Source organism: Streptomyces sp. M-16 (assembly GCF_052114405.1).
In the GTDB taxonomy this organism is placed as follows: Bacteria; Actinomycetota; Actinomycetes; order Streptomycetales; family Streptomycetaceae; genus Streptomyces.
The window spans coordinates 92,727-117,889 of the sequence record NZ_JBFRER010000007.1 but is presented as its reverse complement, the minus strand read 5'-3'; the positions used below and the strand labels follow the sequence as shown (position 1 = coordinate 117,889).

Annotated in this window: 26 protein-coding genes; 12 read left to right on the top strand and 14 right to left on the bottom strand. The window is 67.2% G+C overall.

What is annotated here, in order from left to right:
* Nucleotides 1–369: 369 nt before the first annotated feature.
* The 7 genes from AB4039_RS05835 to AB4039_RS05805 all read right to left on the bottom strand — a co-directional run bounded on the left by AB4039_RS05835 (nucleotide 370) and on the right by AB4039_RS05805 (nucleotide 9,485).
* Nucleotides 370–2,670, bottom strand: coding sequence for an NACHT domain-containing protein (locus tag AB4039_RS05835; RefSeq protein WP_442270170.1), 2,301 nt, complete (start codon nucleotides 2,668–2,670; stop codon nucleotides 370–372).
* 74 nt (nucleotides 2,671–2,744) lie between these two features.
* Nucleotides 2,745–3,194, bottom strand: a complete 450-nt coding sequence (locus tag AB4039_RS05830) for a hypothetical protein (protein ID WP_442270169.1) — start codon at nucleotides 3,192–3,194, stop codon at nucleotides 2,745–2,747.
* 273 nt (nucleotides 3,195–3,467) lie between these two features.
* Nucleotides 3,468–4,802, bottom strand: a complete 1,335-nt coding sequence (locus tag AB4039_RS05825) for a hypothetical protein (RefSeq protein WP_442270168.1) — start codon at nucleotides 4,800–4,802, stop codon at nucleotides 3,468–3,470.
* 130 nt (nucleotides 4,803–4,932) lie between these two features.
* A complete protein-coding gene (locus AB4039_RS05820; protein ID WP_442270167.1) occupies nucleotides 4,933–6,027 on the bottom strand; it encodes a ComEC/Rec2 family competence protein in 1,095 nt (364 codons plus the stop codon).
* The gene (locus AB4039_RS05815; protein WP_442270166.1) at nucleotides 6,024–6,704 is read right to left on the bottom strand and encodes a response regulator; all 681 of its coding nucleotides are present in this window, start codon (nucleotides 6,702–6,704) and stop codon (nucleotides 6,024–6,026) included. The genes AB4039_RS05820 and AB4039_RS05815 overlap by 4 nt, the downstream gene beginning before the upstream one ends.
* Nucleotides 6,705–6,753: 49 nt before the next feature.
* Nucleotides 6,754–8,922 carry an ATP-binding protein gene (locus AB4039_RS05810; RefSeq protein ID WP_442270165.1) on the bottom strand — a complete coding sequence of 723 codons (2,169 nt, stop codon included), beginning with the start codon at nucleotides 8,920–8,922 and terminating at the stop codon, nucleotides 6,754–6,756.
* 248 nt (nucleotides 8,923–9,170) lie between these two features.
* On the bottom strand, nucleotides 9,171–9,485 hold the full coding sequence (locus AB4039_RS05805) for an ASCH domain-containing protein (RefSeq protein ID WP_442270164.1): 315 nt from the start codon (nucleotides 9,483–9,485) through the stop codon (nucleotides 9,171–9,173).
* A gap of 70 nt (nucleotides 9,486–9,555) precedes the next feature.
* Between AB4039_RS05805 and AB4039_RS05800 the strand changes: the two genes are divergently transcribed.
* Nucleotides 9,556–10,257: a restriction endonuclease gene (locus tag AB4039_RS05800; protein WP_442270163.1), complete on the top strand. Its 702-nt coding sequence runs from the start codon at nucleotides 9,556–9,558 to the stop codon at nucleotides 10,255–10,257.
* A 110-nt stretch (nucleotides 10,258–10,367) separates the two neighbouring features.
* On the opposite strand, the gene AB4039_RS05795 is transcribed toward AB4039_RS05800, so the two are convergent.
* Together AB4039_RS05795 and AB4039_RS05790 are read right to left on the bottom strand one after the other, a co-directional pair.
* Nucleotides 10,368–11,177 (bottom strand): class I SAM-dependent methyltransferase, encoded by an 810-nt coding sequence (locus tag AB4039_RS05795; protein ID WP_442270162.1) that lies wholly within the window; start codon nucleotides 11,175–11,177, stop codon nucleotides 10,368–10,370.
* Nucleotides 11,174–12,493, bottom strand: coding sequence for a helix-turn-helix domain-containing protein (locus AB4039_RS05790; protein ID WP_442270161.1), 1,320 nt, complete (start codon nucleotides 12,491–12,493; stop codon nucleotides 11,174–11,176). The genes AB4039_RS05795 and AB4039_RS05790 overlap by 4 nt, the downstream gene beginning before the upstream one ends.
* Before the next feature lie 156 nt (nucleotides 12,494–12,649).
* On the opposite strand from AB4039_RS05790, the gene AB4039_RS05785 reads away from it, so the two are divergent.
* The 10 genes from AB4039_RS05785 (at nucleotide 12,650) to AB4039_RS05740 (ending at nucleotide 19,091) form a co-directional block, all read left to right on the top strand.
* On the top strand, nucleotides 12,650–12,856 hold the full coding sequence (locus AB4039_RS05785; protein ID WP_442270160.1) for a hypothetical protein: 207 nt from the start codon (nucleotides 12,650–12,652) through the stop codon (nucleotides 12,854–12,856).
* Nucleotides 12,853–13,218, top strand: a complete 366-nt coding sequence (locus AB4039_RS05780; RefSeq protein ID WP_376679106.1) for a DUF6415 family natural product biosynthesis protein — start codon at nucleotides 12,853–12,855, stop codon at nucleotides 13,216–13,218. Before AB4039_RS05785 ends, AB4039_RS05780 begins: the two co-directional genes overlap by 4 nt.
* A gap of 156 nt (nucleotides 13,219–13,374) precedes the next feature.
* The gene (locus AB4039_RS05775; RefSeq protein ID WP_376679105.1) at nucleotides 13,375–13,509 is read left to right on the top strand and encodes a hypothetical protein; all 135 of its coding nucleotides are present in this window, start codon (nucleotides 13,375–13,377) and stop codon (nucleotides 13,507–13,509) included.
* Nucleotides 13,510–13,605: 96 nt separating this feature from the next.
* Nucleotides 13,606–15,105: an MBL fold metallo-hydrolase gene (locus AB4039_RS05770; RefSeq protein ID WP_442270159.1), complete on the top strand. Its 1,500-nt coding sequence runs from the start codon at nucleotides 13,606–13,608 to the stop codon at nucleotides 15,103–15,105.
* Complete coding sequence (locus AB4039_RS05765; protein ID WP_442270158.1) at nucleotides 15,102–15,971, top strand: hypothetical protein; 870 nt, start codon at nucleotides 15,102–15,104, stop codon at nucleotides 15,969–15,971. Before AB4039_RS05770 ends, AB4039_RS05765 begins: the two co-directional genes overlap by 4 nt.
* Before the next feature lie 49 nt (nucleotides 15,972–16,020).
* Nucleotides 16,021–16,377 (top strand): VOC family protein, encoded by a 357-nt coding sequence (locus tag AB4039_RS05760; protein WP_242707637.1) that lies wholly within the window; start codon nucleotides 16,021–16,023, stop codon nucleotides 16,375–16,377.
* A gap of 15 nt (nucleotides 16,378–16,392) precedes the next feature.
* The gene (locus AB4039_RS05755; protein ID WP_442270157.1) at nucleotides 16,393–17,028 is read left to right on the top strand and encodes a GNAT family N-acetyltransferase; all 636 of its coding nucleotides are present in this window, start codon (nucleotides 16,393–16,395) and stop codon (nucleotides 17,026–17,028) included.
* Nucleotides 17,029–17,143: 115 nt separating this feature from the next.
* Complete coding sequence (locus AB4039_RS05750) at nucleotides 17,144–17,986, top strand: DUF1932 domain-containing protein (RefSeq protein WP_442270156.1); 843 nt, start codon at nucleotides 17,144–17,146, stop codon at nucleotides 17,984–17,986.
* A 12-nt stretch (nucleotides 17,987–17,998) separates the two neighbouring features.
* A complete protein-coding gene (locus tag AB4039_RS05745; RefSeq protein ID WP_376679099.1) occupies nucleotides 17,999–18,406 on the top strand; it encodes an NUDIX hydrolase in 408 nt (135 codons plus the stop codon).
* 130 nt (nucleotides 18,407–18,536) lie between these two features.
* Nucleotides 18,537–19,091 carry a flavoprotein gene (locus AB4039_RS05740; protein WP_442270155.1) on the top strand — a complete coding sequence of 185 codons (555 nt, stop codon included), beginning with the start codon at nucleotides 18,537–18,539 and terminating at the stop codon, nucleotides 19,089–19,091.
* A gap of 49 nt (nucleotides 19,092–19,140) precedes the next feature.
* Here the strand turns inward: AB4039_RS05740 and AB4039_RS05735 are convergent, their stop codons facing one another.
* Complete coding sequence (locus AB4039_RS05735) at nucleotides 19,141–20,310, bottom strand: helix-turn-helix domain-containing protein (RefSeq protein ID WP_442270154.1); 1,170 nt, start codon at nucleotides 20,308–20,310, stop codon at nucleotides 19,141–19,143.
* Nucleotides 20,297–21,091, bottom strand: a complete 795-nt coding sequence (locus tag AB4039_RS05730) for a hypothetical protein (RefSeq protein WP_442270153.1) — start codon at nucleotides 21,089–21,091, stop codon at nucleotides 20,297–20,299. Before AB4039_RS05730 ends, AB4039_RS05735 begins: the two co-directional genes overlap by 14 nt.
* A 259-nt stretch (nucleotides 21,092–21,350) precedes the next feature.
* Here AB4039_RS05730 and AB4039_RS05725 point away from each other — a divergent pair, with 259 nt between their 5' ends.
* Complete coding sequence (locus AB4039_RS05725; RefSeq protein WP_442270152.1) at nucleotides 21,351–21,806, top strand: NUDIX hydrolase; 456 nt, start codon at nucleotides 21,351–21,353, stop codon at nucleotides 21,804–21,806.
* A gap of 63 nt (nucleotides 21,807–21,869) precedes the next feature.
* Here AB4039_RS05725 and AB4039_RS05720 read toward each other — a convergent pair whose 3' ends face one another.
* The 3 genes from AB4039_RS05720 to AB4039_RS05710 all read right to left on the bottom strand — a co-directional run bounded on the left by AB4039_RS05720 (nucleotide 21,870) and on the right by AB4039_RS05710 (nucleotide 24,520).
* The gene (locus AB4039_RS05720; protein WP_376679094.1) at nucleotides 21,870–22,250 is read right to left on the bottom strand and encodes a hypothetical protein; all 381 of its coding nucleotides are present in this window, start codon (nucleotides 22,248–22,250) and stop codon (nucleotides 21,870–21,872) included.
* A gap of 108 nt (nucleotides 22,251–22,358) precedes the next feature.
* Nucleotides 22,359–24,053: a relaxase/mobilization nuclease domain-containing protein gene (locus AB4039_RS05715; protein ID WP_442270151.1), complete on the bottom strand. Its 1,695-nt coding sequence runs from the start codon at nucleotides 24,051–24,053 to the stop codon at nucleotides 22,359–22,361.
* Nucleotides 24,050–24,520 carry a plasmid mobilization relaxosome protein MobC gene (locus AB4039_RS05710; RefSeq protein ID WP_376679092.1) on the bottom strand — a complete coding sequence of 157 codons (471 nt, stop codon included), beginning with the start codon at nucleotides 24,518–24,520 and terminating at the stop codon, nucleotides 24,050–24,052. Before AB4039_RS05710 ends, AB4039_RS05715 begins: the two co-directional genes overlap by 4 nt.
* Nucleotides 24,521–25,163: the final 643 nt, after the last annotated feature.

Sequence of the window (25,163 nt, the reverse complement as noted above, 5' to 3'; positions counted from 1 at the left end):
GCGGTCCGACCTGCGACGATCCATCTTTCCGGCCCTTTCGCCGTGCTGCCCGTTTGTACGGCCGATCCTCCCCAGCCACTCCCCAACGGACCTTCATTCTCCCCAGATTCTCCCCAGTCGCGGCTGCCCGGAAAGACGGATCACCGCTGGCCAGGAGTCCGAGCCAAGTATCGAGACGGGCTACGCAATGTAGTGAAGTGAGTCGGAGCAGCGGTGGTGGTTGTGGTGAGCGGGGACGTGTCTCCGGCTCCAGACCGCAAGCGCCCGCGCCTTCTCCCAGGAAGGCCTCTTGTCGACTGCACTGACAATGCACCATGCGGGTGGTTCCCTTGGGTGCCCGCGCAGTCCGTGAGGCTGCCGGCTCATATCTCAGGTTCTGTCCCGTTCGGGCACGCGTTTGCTCTTCGCGCTAGTTCCCGGGTCGAGGATATGGGCGGGGAGGCGATTGTCCATGTCCCTCTCCCATTGAGTTTCCCACTCTTTGAGTTTGCGCTGTCTCCAGGAGAGACGGCCTCTGGGATCGACCTCCAGTGCCTTGAGAGCCCTAGGAGCACGCACGTCACCAGCCTCTGCCAGGACGCGGGCCGAGAGCTTCTGCAGCTTGAACGGAACTGTGTCGTCACTGGCCATGTGGGCGAGTATCTCGGTACCCCACTCTTCGCCGATCCCCGCAGCGGCACCTGCTGCGTACAGGGTGACGAGTCTGTCGGTCACCGCGCCGACTGCGACTTGCTTTAGGCAGAGCAACCCGCGCACATCCCCCATGCCGTGCAGAGCGGTTGCGGCCCATACCCGTACCAGGCCATCGACTTCGGCGTTCGCGGCAATCGAGGCCAAGGATTCATGCGCCCAAGGAAACCCAGCTCGCGCCAACTGCGTGGCCACCATGCTCCGACCGCTGTCGTCAGCCCTCGGATCGCTCACGAATGCCTTCAGGCCTTGGGTTGCTGCCTCGACGATGACCTGCGGAAGGTCCGTACCCATCTGGGCCTGGTCCACGATGGACCGCCAGGCTAGGACACCGCCCCGGTCTGCCATGCGCCGGAATTCGGCTGCTGCGGTAGTTGCCCCACTGGACACGACCAGGTCGATCAGGAAGCCGACATAGGACGGCTTGTTGATCAAATCGTTCCACACCATGCGCCCCCAGTGCCAAGGGCGGGCAGGCTTCCCGTCCAGCCATGCCTGGCCTAGCTCCCGTGCGATCGATAGAGGTCCGAGCCTGCCCCACGGCTCGGCGAGGTGACGGAGGAGCGTGGCTTCTGGGTCGGGGTCGTGCTGCGCTGCCAGGTACTCCAACAGGGTCTGGTGAAGGAATACGAAGTCGCCAGCCCGTTCGGTCAGTAGCCCGCTCCGCCGCAACGCCTCAGTAAGGAAATCCCGCCACTCAGCTTCGGGAACAGCCTGTGGTCGTATGGCCTCCGGCTGTCCAGCGATTTGGTCAAGCACAGAGGCGTCGGTACCCCCAGCGAATGTGGCTGTGGCCAGTCGGCCGATTAGTACGGGAAGGTGGTCGAGAACCTGCTCGGCCTGGTTCATTGCCTCCACACCCCAGCGGGCGAGTGCCGTGCGTGTCTGCTCCCTGATGCCGCTTGGTCCCTTGCTGTGTTGCCGCTTGTGTAATAGAGCGACGAAGCGGCGATAGATCTCGCCGCGGCAAAGAGTTTCGTCCCAGCCCTCGCCAGCCGCATGCAGTTGGCAGAGCATGGTTGCCATCAGAGGCACGCGGGCGAGCTCCGCAAGCCCGGAACTCTCCAGTCCGGAGAGAAACAGCTTGGAGGCCTGTCCGGGGTTGCGCACTCCGAGAGCGCGGAACCACTCGCGAGTAAATCTGGGGAGGTCCCTACTTTCGAAAGGCTGGAGTTCGAAACTGCGTACCTCGCTGCCCAGTTGAGCAAGCTCGCTCTTGACCAGTGGCCGGGTCGTGACGATGAACCGGTACAGAATGTCCCCGCTCGGGCCGGGTGTGGCGTTCCGGAGCTTCCCTAGAACGCGCTTGCGAGCCTCAGGTTCTTGGATCTCATCGAGCCCGTCGACGAACACGTCCCAGTGGGCGCGCGGAGCCGGCGGCATCGCAAATAGCTTTGGGCTCAGGGCTACCGACAAACCGAAATCTGGAAGTTCTGCGTTGAGGTGCGTTGCGAGTGCCTCGGCCAGCGGCATTTCACGGGTCAGGGCGGCGGCTGGGACCAGCACTGGGTACCTGCGGCTCTCCCTGGAATTACGCCGGCGTCCTCGTGCCTTGCTGTGGTGCCCCCCTTTGTCCCCGTTGGCCGGACGCTCCTCTGCGACGGCAACGAGAAGGCGGCGGAGCAGGCTGGTCTTCCCGCCACCAGGACCTGCGACCACGATGCGGTGGTCGTCTCCCTTCAGCAGCGTCTTGGCCGGTAGAGACACATATTGTCTGGCAGTTTGTGCAGCCGGAGCACGACGCTTACCAAGTGAAGCAGTAAACGGTCGGGCTTGCTGCCGTACGTACACTGCTGTCAATTCCGGCGGAATCACGCCGGGAATCACACCTGGATACGGGTGCTCGCGTGCTGCCCGAGCAGCAGCGGCAAGATAGGCACGCAGCTGCGTCCCGAGGTCGGGGAACGATACGTCACCGCTGATGGTGACGGAGGAGGCGTAGCCGACGGCGATGCCACCGTGCTGGGCCAGGGCTGACACAGTATTGGTCGAATGAGTCTCTGCTGTCGCAAACCCGACCGGTCTCCCCTTCGTCGCCGGACCGGAGTGCCCCGCTACCGGTCCGGCCGCGGAGGGCCCGGGAGGTTCACTCCTCCGTTGATCACTGCAGCGGCGATGGAATTCTGATCGGCTCGGACTGAAACATCCCGGCCCGCTGCCACGCCACCCGGCCCGACGATGACCGAGGCGCTGACCTCGTGCGCATCAACATGCTCCAACAGGGCGCGAAGTTCGGTCAGAGCCTGCTCGCGCTCCGGCTCGGGCAAGGACTCGAGCAGCGCGGTGATTCGATCACGCCACATGGACTCTTGCCCCTGCACCTCGGCCTCGTCAGCGTTCTGGAGGGCCGACACGGTCCGATCGAGACGGTCACTCATCTCGATCTCACGATGGCCGTTGCCCTGCCCGAACAGATTGATCAGCCGATTCCGTACAGTCTCCCAGGCGTCGGTACCGGCCGCCTGTACAACGCCGGCGCCCGCCGCAGCAGCCAACGCGGTCATTGCTTCTGGAAGCAACGTCGATTCCCTTCACTCGATTGCCTGTCAGCATCTTGGCATGAGGTGCTGACAACCCCCGTGGTTCCATGTGGCTTTCAGCATCTTCAGTGTGGGGTGCCCGCTGGATGTGGCCCGGGGTCTGGTCGGGCAGCGAGTCAATGTCGTGCTGCCGAATCACCATGGACATCATGGAGCTGTCAAGCCCGACCGCGCAGCCTGCGGCGGGCTGTCAGAGAAGGCGCACGGTTGTCTGTCTCCCCCTGCCCTACGTGCAGGTCAGCCCCAAGGGAGTGACCGGACAACCGTGACGGTCAGGTGGCGACAGCGAATACGCTCGTCGAGCCAGTGGACGACCTTGGGCCCATCCAGCACTTCTAGCAGCTCTCGGCAGCTTGCCACGCCACCCCTCAGCGGCTCGGCCACGATCAGGTGGTTGTCCACTGCCACTGGCCGATCACCTTGAATGAGAACGCCTGTTCCGCGAGCCCCTCCTTTGGCCCCTTGCCCTGGGCGGGACGTACGGCGCATGACCACGAAAGGGGGTTCAAACAAGCGCCCACCGAAGAGGCGCCTGCGCAGTGGCAGCCCCGTCTCACCTTGGCCCGGCAGTTCCTTCGCTGTGAGATAGGGAACCTCCGGCCCGTCGTGAGGGTCTCGGTTGTCGACGACGGGGCCGACGCCAACGCGGAAATGGTCACCTATGACGCTATCCGTGCTGACAGCGGACGGCGGCCACCAGGCGACCGCGCCGGAGTGGCCGCCCCTTCTCCGTACGGCGGAGAGCAGGAAAACGTCTACGTCGGTGTGGTTGTCGAAGAGGCCGTGCGGGCGGATCTCCTCCATCTTCAGATGCTCGGCCAACTGGCCGCGCCAGGACTGGTATCGGCTTCCGCTGCGCAATACGTCGGGTAGGACGGCGAAGAGCCTCCCGCCCGGAGCCATTGCGGCCGACGCTTGAGCGGTGAATGTTGCCGCCAAGGACGTCCTGCCCGTCGACCATGTACAGCCGGGGAGCGCTGCATCCATGCCGTAGGGGGGATTCAGGAGCAGTCGACCTCCGAAGCCACGGCCTTCGGCCGCTGCACGCAGCGCCTGTAGACCGTCGCCGACCTGCACCCGTGGGAAGGCGGTGCGCCACCGGCGTTCCACGAGTAGGGCGTCGGATCCGACAGCCCGGTGACGTTCCAGCACGGCCAAGACCAGCCGCATGCGCGCCACTGCCACAAAGGGATCGTGAAGGTCGTGGCCCCTCACCCGGCGGTTCCACAGGGTGAGCGTCTCCGCTGGTGTCGCCCCTATTGGGAACTGTGAAGTACCGGCAATAAGCAGGTCGCCGGCACCGCAGGTGGGGTCCCAGATCATTGTTGACCCTCCGGGTGCCGTGCCGCGCGCCAGCAGTTCTTCATACGACTGCCGGACCCCGCCGGTCGTGAAGAATGATCCGGTGGTACGGCGGTCAGCTCGCGAGACGATGCGTCGCAGTTGGGCCGACGCCTGGCCATTGAGGGCATGCTGGACGTCGTCCGCCACACGGCGCCAACGACCCAAGGCCACGTCGGTCACCAAGGACTCAAGCTGTCGTGCGTAGGTTGAGTAGGCAGCGATACTCACGTGTTCCCCTCCTGCTGATCCGGAAGGGATTACGTCCTGGATCAAATACGCGAATTGGCAGAGGTGTCATTCTGCAGCAGGCTCGGAGGCGTTGGGAACAGATCGCCAAATCCTGTCGCGCCAAGTCTCATCAGCCACTTCCTTCAGGCTGAACGTTGTCGGCAGCCTTGCGTGGGCCGGGGATGGGGAGTCGGCAGAGCGGGTTGGCCACGGAACCTCCGTCGACGAACGACCGATGGCTCTCCAGAGGCGGGTCGAAGTGCAGACCTGCCTCGATGCGTGCCACGGTCACGCTGCCCGCGCAGGCCCTGCCGGATTTGCGGCCTGCAGCTGGGAGCACTGCCAGGTGCCGGTCGGTTACGAGCTGCTTCTCCTCATGGCAGTGCACGGATAGCTGCGTGCATGCAATGTGGGCGTCCGGTGCTGCCAGTCGGACGCCCGCCATAATCTCCCGATGCGGATTGGCAGGGCGTAGACCACCGCGGATGGAGAAGATGATCAGCCGAGGGGCCACCAGCTCCGTCAGCTCTTTGGCGAAGGACTGCGGATCGGCCTTGCCTGGGAGTCCTCCGTGGTGGGGGAAGACGAGAACTGGTGCCGACAGCTGATGGCCATTCTCCCGAATGTGCTTGAGTGCCACCGCATCCATGTCGGCCGCGAGGAGGACGGCTGGCTCATCCTCGAGATGCACCCGGACCACGATGGACACAGTATTGGTGTCCAGTTTACCGAAGGTCGGGGACGTGTCCGTCGGGCCTGTGCCGGCCATCAGGAAGCTGGGGTGGCAGACTTCGAGCCTCGCGCGGCCGCAAAGCAGCGTTTGAGGCGTCTCCGTGTGCAGCATCTGGTGCCCGCCGAAGCCACCGCGCCTGTGACGAGTGTGAACGGCCCGGATCAACCGCTCCCAGATTCGGCTGTTCTTCCTCGCATCCGGGTTGAACCAGGCGGTTCCCACCGTGCGCAGCGGATCGAGCAGGATCTGCGGGCCGCCGCCAGCGTGGTCCTGGTCGGAGTGCGAGATGATCAGGTGCTCGATGTGCCTGCATTCGACACGATCCAGTTCGCGCTGAACGATGTCGCCAGGGGCCGCGTCGATCACGGCGCAGGTCGAACCATCCCGCACCACCGCGGAGTTTCCGTGCCCGACGTCCAGGATAGTGACAGCTAAGTCGCGTTCTGGCTGCGCGCTGGGCGGCAGTTCGGTGGACGTGTTCGGGGTGTTCATGCAGTCAGCCACCCCTGCGGCAGATCGGGAGCGAGGATGATGTTGCGATAGAAGAGGTCAGAGGCGTCCTTTGCGTAGCAGTTCACCTCAGCCTCAAGCCAACGTCCAGTCAGCTCGTCCGGCCGGAGACCCGTGGCTGCCTCGATTGGGCGCAACGGCATCCAGACGGAAGAGTCGATCTTCCAGCCGACCACGACCACCTTCGCCTGGGGTTCCTCCCCCTCGGACCGCACGTCGAGTACTTCGATCGGAGTTGCGAAGGCGCGCCGTTCCCGAGCGAGGTTTCCCGCCAGCTCGTCTAGCGTGTATCGGAGCGCGTCAACCACCGCGTCGGAGGCGTCACTCTTGTCGACAACGCTCGGGATGCCCTCCCGCCAGCGTAAAATCGCTCCGTTCTGATCAGTGTTGACGTGGCTGCTGATGAGGACAGCGGGCAAAGGTCTACCTGCTCTCCGGTTGGCCTTGCACACCAGCTCCGCGCCCGTGAAGCGGGCGTTGCTACGTCCGCCGAGGATGTGGTCGCACACCACGGCGTCGTAGCGATCGCCGAGAGAAGCGAGAAATGCATCGGCATCCTGGCTCGGCGCGAACTCAGTGATCATCTCCGTGAGGAAGCCCGCGTCCTGAAGCGGATGCGTAATGCTGCTCGCGTCCATGACGTCGTCGTCGATGACCACGATCGACGATCCCTCTGTCAGCGGACGTACGCTCACTCGTCCCCCCAGCTCATGCCCCTTGGCCCCCGGCGGTATGGACCGGAAGCCAGACGATGATACCTGCGCCACCCAACTCCCCGTGCTCACGTGCCTCTTGGGTGCCTCGAAGATCGGCCACGATGTCCCGGACGATCGTGAGACCGAGACCGGTCCCATTGTCGCGTGTCGTCTTGCCCGGCAGCCAGATTGCGCTCAGCGAGATGTCCTTGATTCCAGGGCCCGAGTCATCGACACATAGGCAAAGTCGAGTCGAGTCTTCCTCTGCGACCAATCGCGTGCGGACGCGGATCGTGCGCTCGGGCCGGATGGCATCCGTACGTGTGAAGGCATGCGCGGCGTTCACGATCAGGTTGGACAGGATCGACTCAATGTCGGCGATCGTGCTGCGGACGATCGCCCCCTCCGCGTCCAGATCGAATTCAACCTGGATTCCCCGCTCGTCGAGGTAGCGGGAAAAAAGTCGGATGATCGCCGGGCACTCCCTGTCGAACTCGACATCGGTGATTTGCCGCTTCTTCTTTGTGAGAAGGGTCAATGGAAGACGGGCGAAGGTCTCCAGGGTCTTGGCGCTGTCAATCGAGTTCTCGATCGACGAGTGGAACCTCTCCTTGTACTCGTCTTCCGAGACATGCTGCTTGACTCGGCGGCTGACCGTTTTGACCTCGTTGATGATGCGAGCTGCCGGCTTCATCGCCTCGTGCGCGAACACTGCAGTGCTGGTGCCGACTGTGGCCAAGGTCCGGTAAAGGAGTAGATCTTCGCGGAGCGCTTCGATTTCCTGTCGCTGTGAGTCGAAGACTTCGGAAGCCCCGGCAGTGAAGGACTCCAGTACGGCGGAATCGGCGACTCCGTCCAGAGTTGGCGCATCGGAATCCTTCGGGTTCATGGCCTCCAATAGGTTCCGGAACTGTTTCTCGGCTTCCTTGACCCGGTCGCGTGCCTTCGGCGCCGCGCCAATACGACGCTGTTCCCGAAGTTCGAGTCGCTGTTCCGCCGACCAGTCCAGTGAGCGTTTGGCGAACTCCTGCAGTTCCAGGAATGGCAGGTTGTCCACGAAGCCGCTGCGGTCGGTCTTGGGTTGGAGGAGGTCGTCTGAGTCCTCCACCTGAATCCGGCCCACGGAGTTGTTCGTGGACGGACGAACCTCGGGGCTTGCGACACGCCGCAAGTTGATGATCAGCCAGTCGTTACCCGTGTCTCCGTAGGGCTGTACGCGCAACTGCCTGTGGTAGAGGTGAACTCCGCCCACCTCTCTGAGCCACGCCTTGATTTCGGCTGTGGGCTGCTGCGCGAGTCGAACCTCCTTGGACGCGCCGGGATTCAGATTGAACATCCACATCTCGAACTTGGCCGGCGGCGCAGAAAACCTCATTGGAGCGTCGCGGTTGCCGCGTCCTTGGCGCATCCTGCCCACGTCGTCATGGCCCGCCGACTTGATGATTTCGCCACGCCAGTTGAGGAGGGTGGCTGATGCCTTGCCTTGCTCGTCCAGCTCGGCAACAAGACGAAACTCGGCCCACTGGAGCAGATCTGCCGTGATCACCTTCGACAGGTTCTCGAACTCCGGCGAGTCGCAGGTCACCCGAAACGCCGAGCCATCCGCGAAGGTAAAAGGGCCCGTAAGCATAAGCACCGACCGTGCCAGGCGGCCAGCGTCCTGCTCGGTGATTCCCTGGCGAAGTCCACTAATCTCGACGGTCGTACCGGTTGCTCCCTCGCACCGTTGACTCACGATTGCTAGCGGAACATCTTCCACCGCCTCGGATCGGTCGATTCGATCCCAGTCGATTGTCAGGGTGTGCTCGAAATCGGGATCATCTACGGAGCGCGTACGTATTCTGGCTTGCGTCCCAAGGCGCAGGGCAGCAATTCTCCCCAGCCCCTTCTCTCCCACTTTGCGTCGGAATTTGGGGGTGTGAGTGTTCGATGATTTTCCGGATTTTCCGATGAGGAGAAAACCATTGGCGAGCTGCTCCGCGGTCATTCCGTCGCCATCGTCCGAGATGATGAGCGTGCCGCCGGGCTGCTCGGCCTCGCTTATCTGCAGTTGGCAGAGAGCGGCGTCCGCGTCGTAGGCGTTGCGGACGAGCTCCATGATGCCCAAGTCTGCGTGTGGCACCAGCTCTTCACCGAGCCGGGCGAGGATCTGTGGGGCGAAGCGGAGGTGGTGCTGCGTCAAGGGGTTCCTCCCGTACGGCGCGACCAAGGCGCCGCCGCTCGGTCGATCGGGCGGGCCATCGGGAAATCGTAGCTGTCTCGTCCCTGGCGAACATGAGTGAAAAGAAGCTCTATGCCGCCGAGGCGGTGACTCGGGTTCGGGTCAGTTGCAGGATCCAGCAGCAGCCGGGAGCGCATTGACCTCGGAAGAGCCCGCCGGTAGTCCGGCCGAGCCTGGACGGCGGCAGCTGTCCTCCAGCGCAGGTCGCATCATGCAGCCATACGTTGGATCACGATGGCCATTACTGCCAGGGTTTCCTTCTCGGGGCTGTAGGTGGTGTGGATGTTGACGAGTCGCGGGTGGTGGGTGGCGGTCGGGCTGACGCTGGACGAGCCCTCGCCGTCGAGGAGAGCCTCGAAGTCGGGGTACTCGGTGACGTGGAGGACCTCTACGTCGCAGGTCTCGTCGGTGTCCTCGATGCGGAGGCGGATAGTGAGGCCGGCAAGATTCGGGTACTTGATCAGCACACCGATGGTCTTGGTGCCCGCAGCGACGAGTTCGAAGTGGTGCAGGAAACGAGCCATGGCCAACGGGCGCCCTTACTGACACGCGTCGCCTTGCCCAGACTGCTACTCGGAGGCGGGGAGGAACTGGGTGGCAGCACGCAAGAAGGGGCGGTCGGCATCGCGGAAACGCCGGGAGGCCCGGCTCAAGGCGGGTGCCTGGAGCGGCGTCGTCGCATTGGCGCTGCTCCTGACGTTCTGGTCGACGATCTGGCCCTATGTAATGGGAGGGTTGGTCCTCGGCGCGGGCGGCGGCGGAGGCTGGTGGCTGTGGAAGACGGACCGCCTGGTCCGAGGCGACGACCGGCGGTGGCGCCACGAGGAAGCCGTCAGGGCGGGCCATCGGACGCTCGCCGAGGTCGACGCGATGGACGGCACGCAGTTCGAGGACTTCGTGGCCGACCTCTGCCGACGGGACGGCTGCACGAAGGTCCGCCGCGTCGGCCGAACAGGCGACGACGGCGCCGACGTACGTGGACGGCTGCCCGACGGCCGCACAATGGTGATCCAGTGCAAGCGGTACAACCCGAAGCGGAAGATCTCCAACGGAGAGGTCCGCAACCTACTCGGCTCACAGGTGCACTTCAAAGCCGAAGTCGCCGTCTTCGTCACCACCACGTACTTCAGCGCCCCCGCCGAACGCTGCGCGGTGCAGAACGGCGTCGTCGCTGTCCACCGCGATCATCTCGGCCTGTGGAACAACGGCGCTGCGCTCCCGTCGCTTACCGCGGTGAACGGCGCCGGTCAGGGAGACCATCGACACCGCACCCTCCGAAAGGACACGTACGAGTAGTTCCCTGGGAGCCGAAGGGGCACCCCGAGGCCCGCCGCGAGCGCTGATGGTGTTGGCCTACCAGTGCCGATGTCCGACCAGGGGTGGCCTGCGGCACCCCTGTGTGTTCGTCATCGGCAGACGAGGATGCCTCCGAGGCAGGTGACGCGGAAAGCGCCTTCTGCCTGGATGGTCTCTTCCACTCGTTTTCGGGCGCGCTCTACCGTCGCCTTGAAGGGGACACCCATCTGATCGGCCCATGCCTCGTACGAGGCCAGGTGGGCGACCACGGGCGCCGGGTCGGTCACTTCGATCACTCCTGGGAGGGGGATCGTCCGTACGTCCTCGAAGATGGCGCCGAGGACTGCGGGGGCGTCCTCCAGGGTGAAGCGTGCAGAGAGTTGGACGCGTGCCGGCCCCTCTGGGATGCCGAGGACCTCGCCGGCGGCTCGTCGCCAGAGGTCTTCCAGTTCGCGTTTGTCGGTACGGCTGTTGGTGGACGCGATAGCGATGCCGCCCTTGGCCAGGACTCGGCCCAGCTCCCGGACGGCGCGTGCCTGGTCCGCCACGTGGTACAGCATGTGCATGGCCAGGACAGCGCCCAGGGCCCCGTCCGCGATGGGGAGCTGCTGGACGTCTGCAGCCGCGGCGCCGGCGATGCCCGCCAGGATGCCGGGAGAGACGTCCATGGGAAGGACGGTCAAGTCCGGCCGCTGAGTGCGTATCCGCTGCACGAACGTGCCGTTTCCACAGCCCACGTCAGCTACCGTGCCGCGTACGCCGACCAGCTCCTCCGCGACGAGGCCGGGCAAGTCGTGCCGCGGGGTCTGCCACTGGTAGAGGGACTGGCGGGCTGCCAAGTGCCGGCCGGTGCCGTACGCCTGAGTGGAGAGGAGGTGCCGGTCGGTGACCGAGGGCTCGTTCGTGGGCTGGGTGCTCATCGCGGCTCCGTGGGTGTGCTGACGATCGTGGGTCGGGAGGTGACCTCGTGGATGTGTTCACGGAGATCGACTACCGGCCGCGAGTCACGGTACGGCCCGCTGGCGATGAGCGTGTCCAGTTTGCGGAGCCTGATGGTGATGCTCGCCGTGTACTGCTCCGCTACGAGGACCGTGTCGAGTTCCGCACCTGCCACGTCCACCTGGCCGTTCGCGAGGTACGCGGTGGCCAGGTCCAGGTGCGCGGCGTGCAGGTCTCCGGGGGAGCGGTCGTCTTCAGGCCCTGTCTGGTAGAGCTCCACCGCGCGGGTGGAGGCCGTGATCGCGCGCTGTACCTGTTCGTCACCGCCGACGGCCAGCAGCGTGGTGCCGGTATAGGCCCATTGCTTGGCCTCGGGGAAGGCGAACACCCCCGGCAGCTCATCCAGGTCTGCGATGGCACGGGCCTCGTGGGCAAGGGCGAGGGAGCGCAGCGCGCTGCGCCTGTCTCCGCCGGCCGCGAGAGCCCGGGCTTCCAGGCTCAGCAGTCGTGCCGTGATCGTCCCGGAGCCCAGGCCCCGGCCATCCTCGTATCCGGACCTCGCAAGGTCTGCGGCCCGCCGGTAGTCGCCTGTCCAGTACGAGGCCAGTGACTGGAAGGAGCGGGCCCAGGCTCGCAGCCTCGGGTGTTCCGCGATCTCGGCGCACTGCACCACGGTCCGGGCATGGGTGGCGGCCGAAGGCTGGTGGCCGAGGTCGAGGGAGACGTGTGCCGCGAGGCCGGAAAGCCATCCGGCGACGACGTACAGATGTCGGGTCTGGTGTGGGTGCTGGCGGCCTTCGACCAAGCGGAACACCACGGTGCGCAGGGTGCGGATCTCAGGGATCAGCAGGGTCAGCGGCCGGCTGACGAAGTCCCTTGCGAGGCGTTCTAGGTCGGCGTCGAGCTGCTCCAGGACCAGGGCGTTGACGTTGGTGGCGGCAGCGTGTCGAGCGAGCCGGGCTGAGAGCTCCGCGTCCGCGATGATGCTGCCCGCATCGTCTGTGGGCGCTGCGGAAGTGCCGAGCGTGTGTGGTGTTCCTGAGTGTGGGGTCGCCCCCTTCGGATGCAAACCCAGCACTGCCTCGTTGTCGACTTGGAACACCGCGCACAGAGCTGCCCGGTAGTCGCCGGAGGGCCAGGTGATCGCACCGCGTTCCAGCCGGGAGATCCAGTTCGCATCGAGCTCGGGGTCGCGGCCGGTGGTCGCTCGGACTTGGGCACAGACCTGCTCCGCTGCCTGTGCCTGAGTCCACCGGCGCTCGTTTCTGAACCTGCGCAGGGCCTCGTTCGCCATCATCCCGCCGTCCGCTGGTCGAGTCGGGCGCCCGGAATCCTAGCGGGATTCTGCCTAGTTCGTGCCTACAACGTGCCTACAGGAATGCCCTGTTAGGGGCCCTGGTGGCGGAGTTGACTGAACCCCTGCCCCCGCTCAGACAGCCCCGGGAGAGCCCCCGTGATCACCCACGCAACTTCGGTCCGGCGCGACATCACGTACCACCACGACGACCACCAGGCCACCCTGCCGATCGAGCTGCACCGCTCTGACGGCACCACCGAAACCACGACCCTGATCCTCGACCCCACCCAGCTGGAGGTTCTGTACGCACAGCTGGACCGGGCGATCGGGATGCGCGAGGCTGCTGTGGGGCACTCGGGATGACGACCACCCCCGCCCCGCAGGCTCGCGTGCAGACGGACATCATTCGTGCCCTGTGTGCCCGTGTCCTCACGCCCGACACGTATGGCATACCGGGTGGCGAGGTACGGGCGGCCACGACCCTGCTGTCGGGCCACGTCCGACTGCTGCTCGGCGAGCCGGGCGGTGGCACCCAAGCCCGTACGGATGCCGAGCGGCTGCTGGCGCGGGAGCCCGGTGAGGGACGGCTCGGGGCCTGGATCCACATGCGGGCCCTTGCTCGTGTCTGCCGCGTACTGCTGATCGAGCACCAGGTGCACCGGAAGCGCGGCGTTGCCGCCGCCGGCCGGGTGCCGCAGGACGTGAACGTGGTGGCGAGGCAGTGAGACAGCGGATCGCCGTGATCGTCTACGCGATCCTCTGCGGCGCCATCGTGGGCTGTCTCCTGTCGGCCACCGAACACTGACCACCCGCCGCTTGTGGCGACGGGGAACGGCGGCTGCGTCCGCACCGCCGAGAAACCGAAGTGATGGAGGCACGTCATGAACCGACCCAAGCCCCAGACGAAGCCGAGTACGGCCGTTACCGCAGAGGCGGTCCGCCGGCTGCAGCAGCGCGTGACGGCGTTCGCCGCCACGGGCACCACCAACAACGCCCCGACCACCTACCACCGGTAGATCCTGCCGGTCCGCGAATCGGCGCGGAGGGGGACGTCCGCTGTCCCTCTCCGCGCCACCCTCGTGACCCTTCCCAACCGTGCAAAGGAGTTCGTCATGGCAGCAGCCCCCGTCGGCCTGGAACTGACCTTCCTTGGCCACCAGACCTGGCACATCACCGACGGCCTCTCCTCCGTCCTCCTCGACCCGATCCTCGCGCCCGCCTTCGGAGCAGGGAGCCTGGAGTTCGCGATCTGGCCTCCCCGCACCGTGGACACCCAGGGCATGCCCGCCCCGAACGCCGTGATCCTCAGCCATGAGCACCTGGACCACTTCCACCTGCCCTCCCTCGACCTCCTCGCCCGCACCGTGCCGATCTACACCGGCACCACCACCCCGGCCGCCGTCACCGACGCCATCGAGGCCCTGGGCTTCACCATTCACCGCCTGGACCACACACAGCCGCTGAACGTCGGCGACATCGAGATCACCCTCTACCCCGCCGGCGCCCGCACCCTCTTCTGGGAGAAGCGCGTCTCCCAACCCCTGGTCCGCCTGTCCGGCACCACCGGGAACGACGTCTTCATCGGCGTCGACGCGGACGTCTCCGACCTCTACATCGAGCAGCTGGCCCAGGGCGTACTCGCGCCGCCCCGGCTCGCGGTCGTCTCGAACAATGCCCAGACCGTCCCGTACGGCGCGCTCGGCGCCGACAACAATCTGCTGCCCGGCATGGACGGCCCCCGCAACCGCACCACCGGCGTCCAGATCCTCAACGGCCTGCTCATCGACTACCTCAAGTCCCTGGACGGTGTTCGCGACGTGGCCCTGTGCGGCAACGGCTTCACCGCGCCGCGTAGTCCCCACGGCCCCTTCCTCTACGCCGATCACAAGGCCCTGGCCGCCACCGCAAACGAGCTCCAGCACCTCTTCCGCGTGCACGGCCCCCGTCCCGGCGACCGCCTGACCGTCCCGGCCGGCGACGGCTCCCTCACCACCTCCCGCGTCCCCTGGGTCACCCCCGACCCGGTGACGGAGAAGACCGCCCTTGACGCGCTCGCGTCGTTCCTCGACTCCCCGCAGCGAGTCGAGCCGACCCCGGTCACCCCGCCCCTGGACAAGGAGGATTGGGAGAGCGCCGAGACCCTGGTGGCCGAGGAGCTGCCCCGGCTGGCCCGCGAGCTCATTGCCACCCGCACCGGTGCCCTCGCCACCAGCATCCACGACTACCTCCACGGCCCCCTCGGGCCCCACCGCGCCGTACTCCGCCTCCTCGACCCGCCCGGCCGCCCCGGCGACATCGACACCTACGCGTGGAACATCACCGGACCCACGTGGGACAAGGTGGAGACGACCAGTCGCGAGGAGGCCATGGCCGCTTACCCCTTCGGCGTCGAGATCTACTTCCAGGACCTGGCCGCAGTCTTCCTCGGCCGCGCCCAGATCTGGGACGTGGTCGGCGGCTCGTACCAGGGCTGGCACATCGGCGAGAACCTCGACTCCCCGGTCTACGCCCTCTTCGCGATCTACGGCGAGCACCAGCGGCCCGACCTCGCCGCCCGCTGCTACGCCTACAGCCTCGCCGCGCTCGGGGTCCATCAGGAGACCTCGGCATGACCACCGCCCCCGTCGGGCCGCTGGACGGCGCCGCCCGCACAAGGTCCGACGGGTGGCTGGCCACCCCTCTCACCACCGACCGGGCCGCTGCCGAGCGCGAGGCCCACGCCATCCTCGACCGGCACCACGCGGGCGAGCCGGGTCTGGTGTACTGCCTCACTGCCCGCTACCGCACCGCAGTCTTCGCCCTCGGGACACCACCCCGCCGGATCCTCAAGCGGCACGCGGACGAAGGCGCCTACCAAGGCGAAGTCCTCGCGTACGAGCTGCTGGCCGGCGAGCGTGTCCTGCCGGACCTGCACCGCGTCTGCGACACTTCCCGCACGTTGCTCGTCGACTACGTCGGCCAGGCCGTCACCCTCACCAGTACCGATGCGTTCGACGAGCTGATTCGGGCGGTCGCCACGATCCACACGGCCTCCGCCCGCTGGCATCCGGTGGTCGGCGAGGCCATGGCAAGGTGGCGAACTGGCGCTGCCGTCAGCGCACCAGCGCCGCAATGGATCAGCCATGCCGACGACTGGCGTCGACTCCTCCAGCTCGTCAGCGATGCCCATGGCTCCGGCCACGTGCCCCTCGGACACCTCGACCTCAAACCGGAACACGTACGCCGCCGCGACGACGGGTGCCTGGCCCTCATCGACGCCGAAACCCTCCGCCCCGACATCACGGGGATGGCCGACCTCATCACGCTTGCCTTCATCGCAGGAGATGAGCCCAAGCTGGCGCCCCGCTGGGTGCGCCACGCCTACCTGCACCACGTCAACGAACTCGGCGCGCAGTGGAACGACCACAGCCTCGTACGCGCCCTCACGGCGTTCGCCTCCGCCACCAGCCTGCGTTCCCTGCACGGCGCCCACGAGTGACCGACACAGCGGTACCGTGCCAACTTCCCGACGCATAGGAGAACCCCAAGTGCTGCGCGGTATCCGCACCGTTATGGTCTTCGTCGACGACCCCGAAGCCGCCGCCCGTTGGTGGGGCGACATCTTCGTATCCGAGGTCAAGCTCGACATCAACGGCACCGCCGTCTACGCCTGGCTGGACCTCGACGGACTCGAGTTCGGTTTCCACCAGGCGTCCCCCAAGGCCAACCCCCACGGTGGAAGCACCGTCCCGTACTGGCCCGTCGAAGACCTCGACACCGAACGCAAGCGCCTCCTGGACGCCGGCTGCATCCACCACCGAGGTCCCCTCGACGTGGAACCCGGCCGACGCATCTGCCAGCTTGTCGATCCGTTCGGCACGATCTTCGGACTCGACGGGCCCTGACACCGGAGCCTGCCCATGCGCCACTGGCCCATCATCGAACTGGAACTCTCCACCCCCGACCTCTTTCTACGTCTTCCCTCGGACGCGGAGCTCGACGAGCTCGCCCAGGTCGCCGCGGAAGGCGTCGTGCCCGACGGCGCCGTGTTCTTCCCGCAACCCTGGGCCTCCGCCCCGCCGGCTGAGCGCGCCAGGAACGTCGTACAGAACCATTGGTGGGCGCGCGGTGATTGGAACCGCGACAATTGGCGCCTTCTCCTGGCCGTCTTCCACGACGGCCAGGTCATCGGCCAGCAGAACCTCTCCGCCCGCGACTTCGCCACCACAGGCGAGGCCCGCACAGGCTTCTGGCTCGGCCGCCGCTTCCAGGGCCAGGGGTACGGCACCCAGATGCGTGCCGCCGCCCTGGCCCTCGCATTCGACGGCCTCGACGCAGCCCGGGTCACCTCCACTGCCTTCGCGAACAATGCTTCCTCCCGAGGCGTCTCGCGGAAGTTCGGCTATCAGCCCAATGGAGTGCACCGCATTGCCGTGGAAGGCCGGCCTTTCGATGCGTATGAGGAAGTCATCGCGTCAGCCGACTGGCAGGCGCATGACCGTCTCGTTCCGGTCGCGGTGACTGGTCTGTCCAGTGCCATCGAGTACTTCCGATGACCGACTCTCTGCCCAGTCCGGAGCCTGAGCGAACTCGACTGCCCATGTCGAGCCCGAAGAGTCGATCATTGCGTCGAGAACGCAGCATCGCCGAGCTCCAGCCAGGAGGCCGCCCGTGACCACCGTGACCGTCTTGCACCCCGGCGCCATGGGCTCCGCCGTCGCTGCCCAGGCCGCCGCAGCAGGCCACGAGGTGCTGTGGGTGCCCGAGGGACGAAGCGAAATCACCCGCGCGCGGGCACTGCAGGCGGGAGGGGTAGCGGTGAATTCCCTGACCGAGGCCCTGGAGCGCAGTGCGGTGGTTCTGGCCGTGTGTCCTCCGCAGGCAGCCGAGGACGTGGCCGAATCGGTCGCCGCTCAAGGCTTCGCCGGCGTTTACGTGGACGCCAACGCGATCAATCCGCAGCGCATGCATCGCATCGCCGAGGAGATCGCCCCTGGGGCAGTCGTGCTCGATGGCGCGATCTTTGGCCCTCCTCCCGGTGCACAGCGGGTTGCTCGTCTCTACCTCGCCGGGGACGAGTCGGCCATCGCCCTCGTGGAGACCCTGTTCAAGGACACCGCCCTGCACACACGCCAGGCGGCGAGTGGCGGTATCGGATCGGCCTCCGCTCTGAAGATGGCCTTCGCCAGCTACCAGAAGGCGGCTCGGACCCTCGCCGGCGTCGCGCACGCCCTCGCCGATGCCCACGGGGTCGGCGATGAGCTCACCGCGGAGGCCCAGGTCATGGCGTCCAACATCCTTTCCGACCCGGGGTACTTGCCCAGCGTGGCGGCACGGGCCTGGCGCTGGGTACCTGAGATGGAAGACATCGCCGACACCCTTCGTTCGGTCGGCCTGCCGACGGACATGGCTGAGGCCGCGATCTCCGTGATGTCACGCTGGGAAGACGACAAGGACCAGTACGACCTCCCGGTTGGCGACGCCCTGGCTCACCTTCGCGGCCAGGGAGATTGAGGGGGAATCGGCATGTCCTTGGGAGAGGCGCCTCAGCGGCCCGTTGCCGCTGCCGTCGTCGTGCGCGAGGGCCGGGTGCTGTTGGTGCGTCGGCGAATCGCGGAGGGGAACCTGTCGTGGCAGTTCCCGGCCGGCAAGGTCGAGCCGGGGGAGTCGCGCGAGGACGCCGCAGTCCGGGAGACGAAGGAGGAGACGGGTTTGGAGGTGGTCTCGCGCGGGCTGCTCGGTGAGCGAGTCCACCCTGCCAGCGGTCGCATGATGTCGTACACGGCCTGCGACGTGGTCAGCGGCAACGCACACGTGGCGGCTGCGCGGGAAGTCGCGGAGGTCGCTTGGATCACCCGCGCCCAGATCCCGGAGTACGTGCCACAAGGGCTCTTCGAACCAGTGCAGCAGTATCTGGACGTTGTACTCGGCTGACCCGTCCGCTGCCCGATACGAGCACGGACGGGTTTGGCATCCGCGACCTGGTCGCCGGCGTGGCGGCCCGAGACCGTCGGCGTACGCTGCCAGAGCTCCACCACTTCAGCCGCCGACTGGGAGTACCCGCGTGACCGAGCCGCAGCCCAAGCCCTTCTTGTACGTCGTCGTGTGCGCGGCCGGGGTCGCCGGCGATGTCGGCAGACTGATTACCGCTGCACAGGAGCGGGGCTGGGATGTGGGAGTGGTCGCCACACCCCAGGGGCTGGGCTTCCTGGACGCCGCGGCTGTCGAGGACCAGACCGGGTATCCAATTCGCTCGGCGTGGCGTTCACCCGGCGAGGCAAGGCCGTTCCCGCCGGCCGACGCCATCGCCGTCGCACCGGCCACCTTCAACACGGTCAACAAGTGGGCGGCCGGTTTCGCGGACAACCTCGCCCTCGGGATCCTGTGCGAGGCCAGCGGCATGGGAATCCCGACCGTGGTCCTTCCGTACGTGAACAGCGCCCTCGCTGCCCACCAGGCGTACCAGAGAAGCCTGGCCGAACTCCGCGAGATGGGCGTCCTGGTCGGCAGCTACCAGCCTCACCCTCCCAAGTCCGGCGGAGGCGCTGACCGCTTCCGCTGGCAGGAGGCGGTCGAACTCCTGGCCCCAGCAATCCGCGCGGAGGCCGAACGTCCTTGAGTTACCTCACGGCCGGCGTGGACCGTGCTGGTGCTCGAAGGCATCGGCATTACTGGATGAGGCGGAGCACCGGTCTTTGCTCCTGGACACCCAGCAGATGTCGAACTCGCTTGTTGGTCCACGCCAGTTCATGCGCCAGCTCGGAAACGGAGAGATTCGTTTCCTTAGCCGCCAGGTCGAAGGCCTGACCGAGCAGCGAGGGCTGCTCACCGGGGAAGTTCGAGACCGATTCCGGCGTGAAGCCGGGCTGACCATCGAGCGCGCGCAGGCGCTGGTACGTCCTGCTGGCTGTGGCGTCGGAAATCAGTCCCAGCTCACGGCATCGGTAGACGAGCGACTGGAGGGAGACCCCCCAGACTCCTCGCAGCTCCGCCAGCCGAGCGATATCCATACGCCTGGGCAACAGGGGCAGGATGCTGGACTGAGGGGTCAGGAACTCGGCCGCGAAGGCGTCGGCCTCCTTCTCCTGACGGCTGTCACCGGTGGCATCGCCGTGAAGCACGAGGTGGCCCAGTTCATGGGCCGCCGTGAACCGATGCCGGTAGATGTCGTCTGCCCGGTTGGCGGTCAGAACGACGAGGGGCCGCGCGGCCCGGGTGGAGAACGCGTCCACGCTCGCAGCGGAAGGATCACTGGCAGGCGGCATGACCACCACGATGCCGTGGGACTCCATCCGCCTCACCAGGTGTGTGACAGGGCCGTCGCCGAGACCCCATCGCCTGCGGAGCTCACGGGCGGCGGACACGGGATCGGCGGACAGCTCCTCGCCGGGGTGGACCTCCCCGCCGGCGAAGCCGGGCAGGTCGACAAGTGGCAACTGGATCCGCTGTTCCAGCGCGTAGGTGAGCTCCCAGACCTGCTCTGCGAAGGCGAGCGCACGCTCTCGCTGGGACTTCGGCGTGCTGCGCAGGCTTCGGAAGTGCGCCATGGAGGCGTCGAGTCGGTTGGCCGGCCTGCCCAACAGGAAGAACGTCACCGGAACCCCGAGGATCTCCGCGAGACGGGGGATCAAGTCAGGCCGTGGCCTCGAGACCCCCGTCTCGTACTGACCCACCGCGGCAGGCGTCACCCCGAGCTGTGCCGCCACGTCCTTCTTCGTCATCTCCGCCAACCGACGGGCTTGTGTCAGCCGGGTGGGATCGAAGCCGTCGGAGATGGCACGCGGCGTGGCGCCTCGTTCTTCCGTACCGGGAATCAGGTCTTGCTTAGTGAGTCGCATCGTCTTCGCTGGTCTGGTCCTCGACGGGTTCTGCCTCGGTCTGAGCGGGTACGTGCAGGGCCCGGTCCGAGGCGGTACGAGAGGACAGCGTAAGGGTGGGTTCGGTTCCGTCGGCGAAGCTGGTGTGCGCCGTGATCGGGTGCGGAATGCTGATCGGTCGCGGCGTGTACGAGGTGACCGACTGCGGCAGGTGGAGCGGCTCGGGATCGGTGGTCCATTCCAGCCGGCGGTTCACCCCGAGCGCCGCGATGCCCCAGTACGCCTCGAGCAGCTCGGAGGCGTTGCAGGCGAAGGGCACCAGGATCAACTGGGTGCCCTGTGGGACGGTCGCCAAAGCGCCGCGCGGTTCGGCGGTCGGGACAGCCGGCCCGAAGTCGAGGTCGAACGGGTCCTGGGTGTGCTTCGGCGCCGGCGCGAAGGTGAAGAGCTCCCGTACCAGCCGCGACTCGCTGGGGATTCGCGCGCTGCCCACGTCGGACTTGGTCTTGGAGTACCGGAACGGGTAGAGCAGCCCGTTGCCGATGAGCATCAGCTCATAGGAGAACCCGAAGGGCTGTACCGCGCGGGCGCCGGGCAGGTCCTTGAGTTCGTCCTGCAGTCGTTCGTACTGGTTCTCATACCGGCTGCTGCCGTAGGTGCGGGTGGTGCGGGATGCTGTTTGGTCCTGTGCGGCCTGTGCGTTGGCCTGCATGTTGCGAAGGCCCTGTCCGACGCCGAGGCGTACAGCTGCGGCCTGATCGCCGAACACGTCGGTCGCCCACGGCGACGGAGGCACACTCATGCGGACGACTCCTAGGGTCGGACTACGCATCGAAGCATTCCAGTGCGTCCCTGACTTTAGTTGACGTCGAAGATTTTGCACAACTGCTTCTGTGTTCGGCGTGTTCGACCGCCGCGGCCCATCGCTGGGCGAGCTCTACCGCAACGGGCGCGTTACGTCCCCCGCGTGGATGAACGTCGTTTACCGCTGGTCAACCCACCCCGCCGACAGGGGCTGGCTGCTGCACTGAAATCGCCAACGACCAAGGAGATAGCCCCACATGATCGAACGAGTCCGTGCCGTCCTCGTCACCGCTGACGACATGATGCTGGTCATCCGCCGCACCAAGCCCGGAGCTCCCGTGTACTGGGTGCTGCCCGGCGGCGGGGTCGAGGAGAGCGATGAGTCCCGGGAGGCCGCACTCCACCGGGAGATCCATGAGGAGATCGCGGGGAAGGCCGACATCATCCGCCTCCTGCACACGATGGAGTCCGACGACGAGCGTCAGCTCTTCTACCTCGCCCGCATCGCGACGTGGTCCTTCGAGGACCGGACCGGCCCCGAGTTCGGCGCCGAGGGACGCGGCGAATACGCGTTGGAGGAGATCCCGCTGACCGTGGAGGGGCTTGACGGCATCGACCTCAAGCCCGAGGAGATCGCTCATGTCCTGCGGGGCGCCGTTGGTGCTGACACCCTCGGGGCCGGGGCCGGGGCCGGGGCCGGGGCCGCGGGCTAGCGGTCGACCATGTGAACATGCCACCGGGGCCAACGCTGCTTTGCGTTGGCCCCGGTCACATTCTCAGAAGGTGTACGGGGTGAAGGGGCGAGGGGGCTCGATCACGAAGCGAAGCCGCCGATCGAATTCGGCCCTCTCGTCCTCGGTCATGAGCTCGACGGCGTTGCCGAGGGTCTTCGTAGTGAGCTGTTCCATGAACGGGGCGAGGAACTGCTGCAGGGCTTCGGGCGCGTCCTCCCACTTGCGCACGTAGTCCCGGTAGCGCTTGAACTGTTCGGAGGCCTCTTCGACCTCGGCGCGGACGGCCTGGAAGGCCGTGGTCTGCTCTTCCTTGGTGAAGGGGTGGCCGTCACGGTGGGACCAGGTGTTGGTGTCGGGTCGGTACTTCCAGTCCGCGTCGCAGAGCAGCGCGACGATGTGGGGTCGGATTTCGGTTTCGGGCATACGGGTGCTCCTCGAAGGGGTGCGGGAAGGGCGATGTATCAAGGATCTGGAGAATCCCCGGTTTGGCTGACCGGGGATCGTCGGCTACCTTCAGCGGCTCTTCTTTGGTCAGCGCCCTCGGGTTGGGTCGCTCGCTGCCTTGGTCGTCAGTTGCGCGGCCGGAGGCGCAGGCGGGGTGCGCCGGTTGCCTCGGGCGGGCCGGGTGTCGGGGGCGGCGGGTAGGTGGGCACTGCGGCGCAGGCGCCAGACGAGGACATCGCTGATCGATGTTGCGGTGTCGAGCTCTCGGCGGCGCGTGGCTTCGGCGAGCAGGGCGGTTGGGTCGTGTCCGATGCTCTCGGCATCGGTGAGAGTGGCGGCCAAGGCGGGCCAGCCGGGCTCAGCCAGGACGCGTTCGGCCAGTTCAGGCAGTGCCTGGTGGACGAGGCGGGCCTGCCGCTGCTGGACATGCGGGGCCAGGCGTTGGCCTTGCTGCTGCAGGACCGCCATGGGCTGGGCTGCGGCTGTCCGGTAGGCGGCGCGGAGGTGTTCGGCTGCCTGGAGGGCGGCGACAGCCTGCTGGGCGTGGTTCCTCTTGGCGTGCCAGGCGGCCGCTGCCACGGCGAGGAAGAACGCCATGTCGATCAGCATCGCGCCCGTGGCGCTCTCTTCGCCTCGGCCAAGGGCCGGACCGCTGTGGACGAGGTCGCGGGCAGCTTGGCGTAGGGCGCGGTCGTGGCCGCGTTCGGCGCGTATGTGGGAGCGGGTTGCCCGCTCGAAGGCCGTAGCTGCTTGCCTCAGCTGGGTGCGGGTGTGGGCGGCGGAGGTTTTGGCGAGGGCGTCGAGGACTTCGCCGGCGGCTGCGATCTGGGCGGCCACGGTCCCGTCGTCGCCGTGATCGATGAGGAGGACGGCTTGCCAGAGAGCACCGGTGGCACGGCGCCGGGTGGACGCGGGAGCGCTCGCCTGGGCGGTCGTCGGCTGGGTCGGCGCGTCGGTCCAGCGTTCGCGGAGGCGGGGCAGGGAGAGGTCGGGGGCGAGTTTCGACCCGGAGTAGTGGACGGGTGCCCCGTCCTTGTTGCGGTCCTCGGGCAGGGCGACGGTGTAGCCGAGGGTGTCACCGGAGGGGGCGATGCGGCGGCGGATGAGGAGGCCGGCGGAGGCGAGGCGGTCGAAGAACTCCGTCTCCGAGGCGGTGCCCGCGGCGGCGCGGCGGACGGTCTCGCGCAGTTCCTCACGGGCGGCACGGTCCCGGCCCCGGCGCTTGGCTTTGTGCTGTTCGGCGCTGGTGGGGCGCTTGGCGGCGGTGCCGTCGCCGGGAGCCACGCGGTGGAGGTCGTAGTCGGCTTCGATGCGGCGGCATTCGGTCTGGGCGCGCTTGCCGGAGCGGTGGTGGTCGGGTTTGCGGCCGTCTTCGCGTACGAGGGTGGCGATGAGGTGGATGTGGTCGTCGGCGTGGCGGACGGCGGCCCAGCGGCAGCCGGCTCCGTCGCCGGGGTCGATGCCGGTGGCGGCGATGACGCGACGGGCGATCTCCGCCCACTCGGCGTCCGTGAGCGTCCGGTCGCCGGGGGCGGCGCGGACGGAGGCGTGCCAGACGTGCTTGTCCGGGCGGGTGTCCGCGGGCAGGAGGTGGAGGGGTTCGTCGAGGAGCTGCTGGAGGTCCTCCTCGGTGGCGTAGGGGTTGCGGCCGGGGTCGGGGGCGAGGCCGTCGAATGAGGCGACCAGGTGCGGGTCGGTGTGCTCTTCGCTGCGCCCGGGGCCGTAGAGGTAGGCGATCAGGCCGGCGGTGCTCCCGCCCTGCGGATGGACGGAGGGGATCAAGCGGCCCAGGTTCCTTCGGGGTTGGTCATGCGGGTGGTGACGCGCTGGATGTCCTCGGCGGCGCGGAGGACGGTGGCGATGGTGTCGTCGAGTCCTTCGGGGGCGATGCCCAGGTGCAGTGCTTTGACTGCCTGGTTGAGGTTGTTGTTGGCGATGCCGAGCTGACGGCGCAGGGCGAACAGGGTGGTGAGGACGTCTTGGGTGGTGGCGATGACGGCGGAGGTGCGGTGCAGGTCGCGGGCGGCGGTGAGTCCGCTGTGGGCGAGGAAGCCGGCCAGTCGCATGCCGACGGCAGCGGCGCCGGCGGAGGCGAGCTCGTGCTCGGGTTCGCTGAGGCGGACGCTGATGGCTCGGCGCTGCTTGCTGGCGCGGATGCGGGGCTTGCCCCGGGGCCTGTCAGGCTGCGGTCCGCCCTCGGCCGCAGCCTTCCCGTCCCGTGCCCCCTGGCGCGGGACGCGGCCCGCCACCCCCGGGGCGGGCTCTGGTTCGGATGCACCCCCGACGGGGGAGTGTCCGAACCTCCAACTTGCTCCCTCTGAGGCTGGAAGCGAGGGCACGTGCTCGTCGTGGTTGGGACGGTCGTGCGGTGGGTTGTGCATGTGTGTCCTTGAAGAGGTAGAGGCTCGGGATTTGAAGGGCTGATGGGTCGGGCCGGCGCCTGTGGGGACCGCTTGCTCGTGACGCGCGACGCTGCCGGTGCTGTCCGGGGACTGGGCGGGGACGGTCCCGTTCCGGGAGGTGCCCGGTCCCCAGTGGCATGGGTGGGGGGACCGGTCCCGTCTCGGTCCCCGTAACCGGTGGGTGGGGACGGTCCCCGATGTGGCGAACTCGCGGTCCCCGCAAGGTCTCAGGGCGGTCCCGGATTGTGGGGACCGTGGGGACGGTCCCCACCGAGGCGGAAGATTTCAGGGGATTGACCTGCGGAAACAGAGTTGGGGACCGGTCCCCGTGGGGCCCGGCGCGCGCAGCGCAATCAGGCGACGGTCCCCACTGCCGCGCCGTGAACCGGGACGGTCCCCGATCGACTGCCGCCGGTCCCCTCCGGGGGAGACTCCCGTCAGGCGGGACGGGGGACCGGGCTGGCGACGGGGACCGCGATCGGGGACCGCG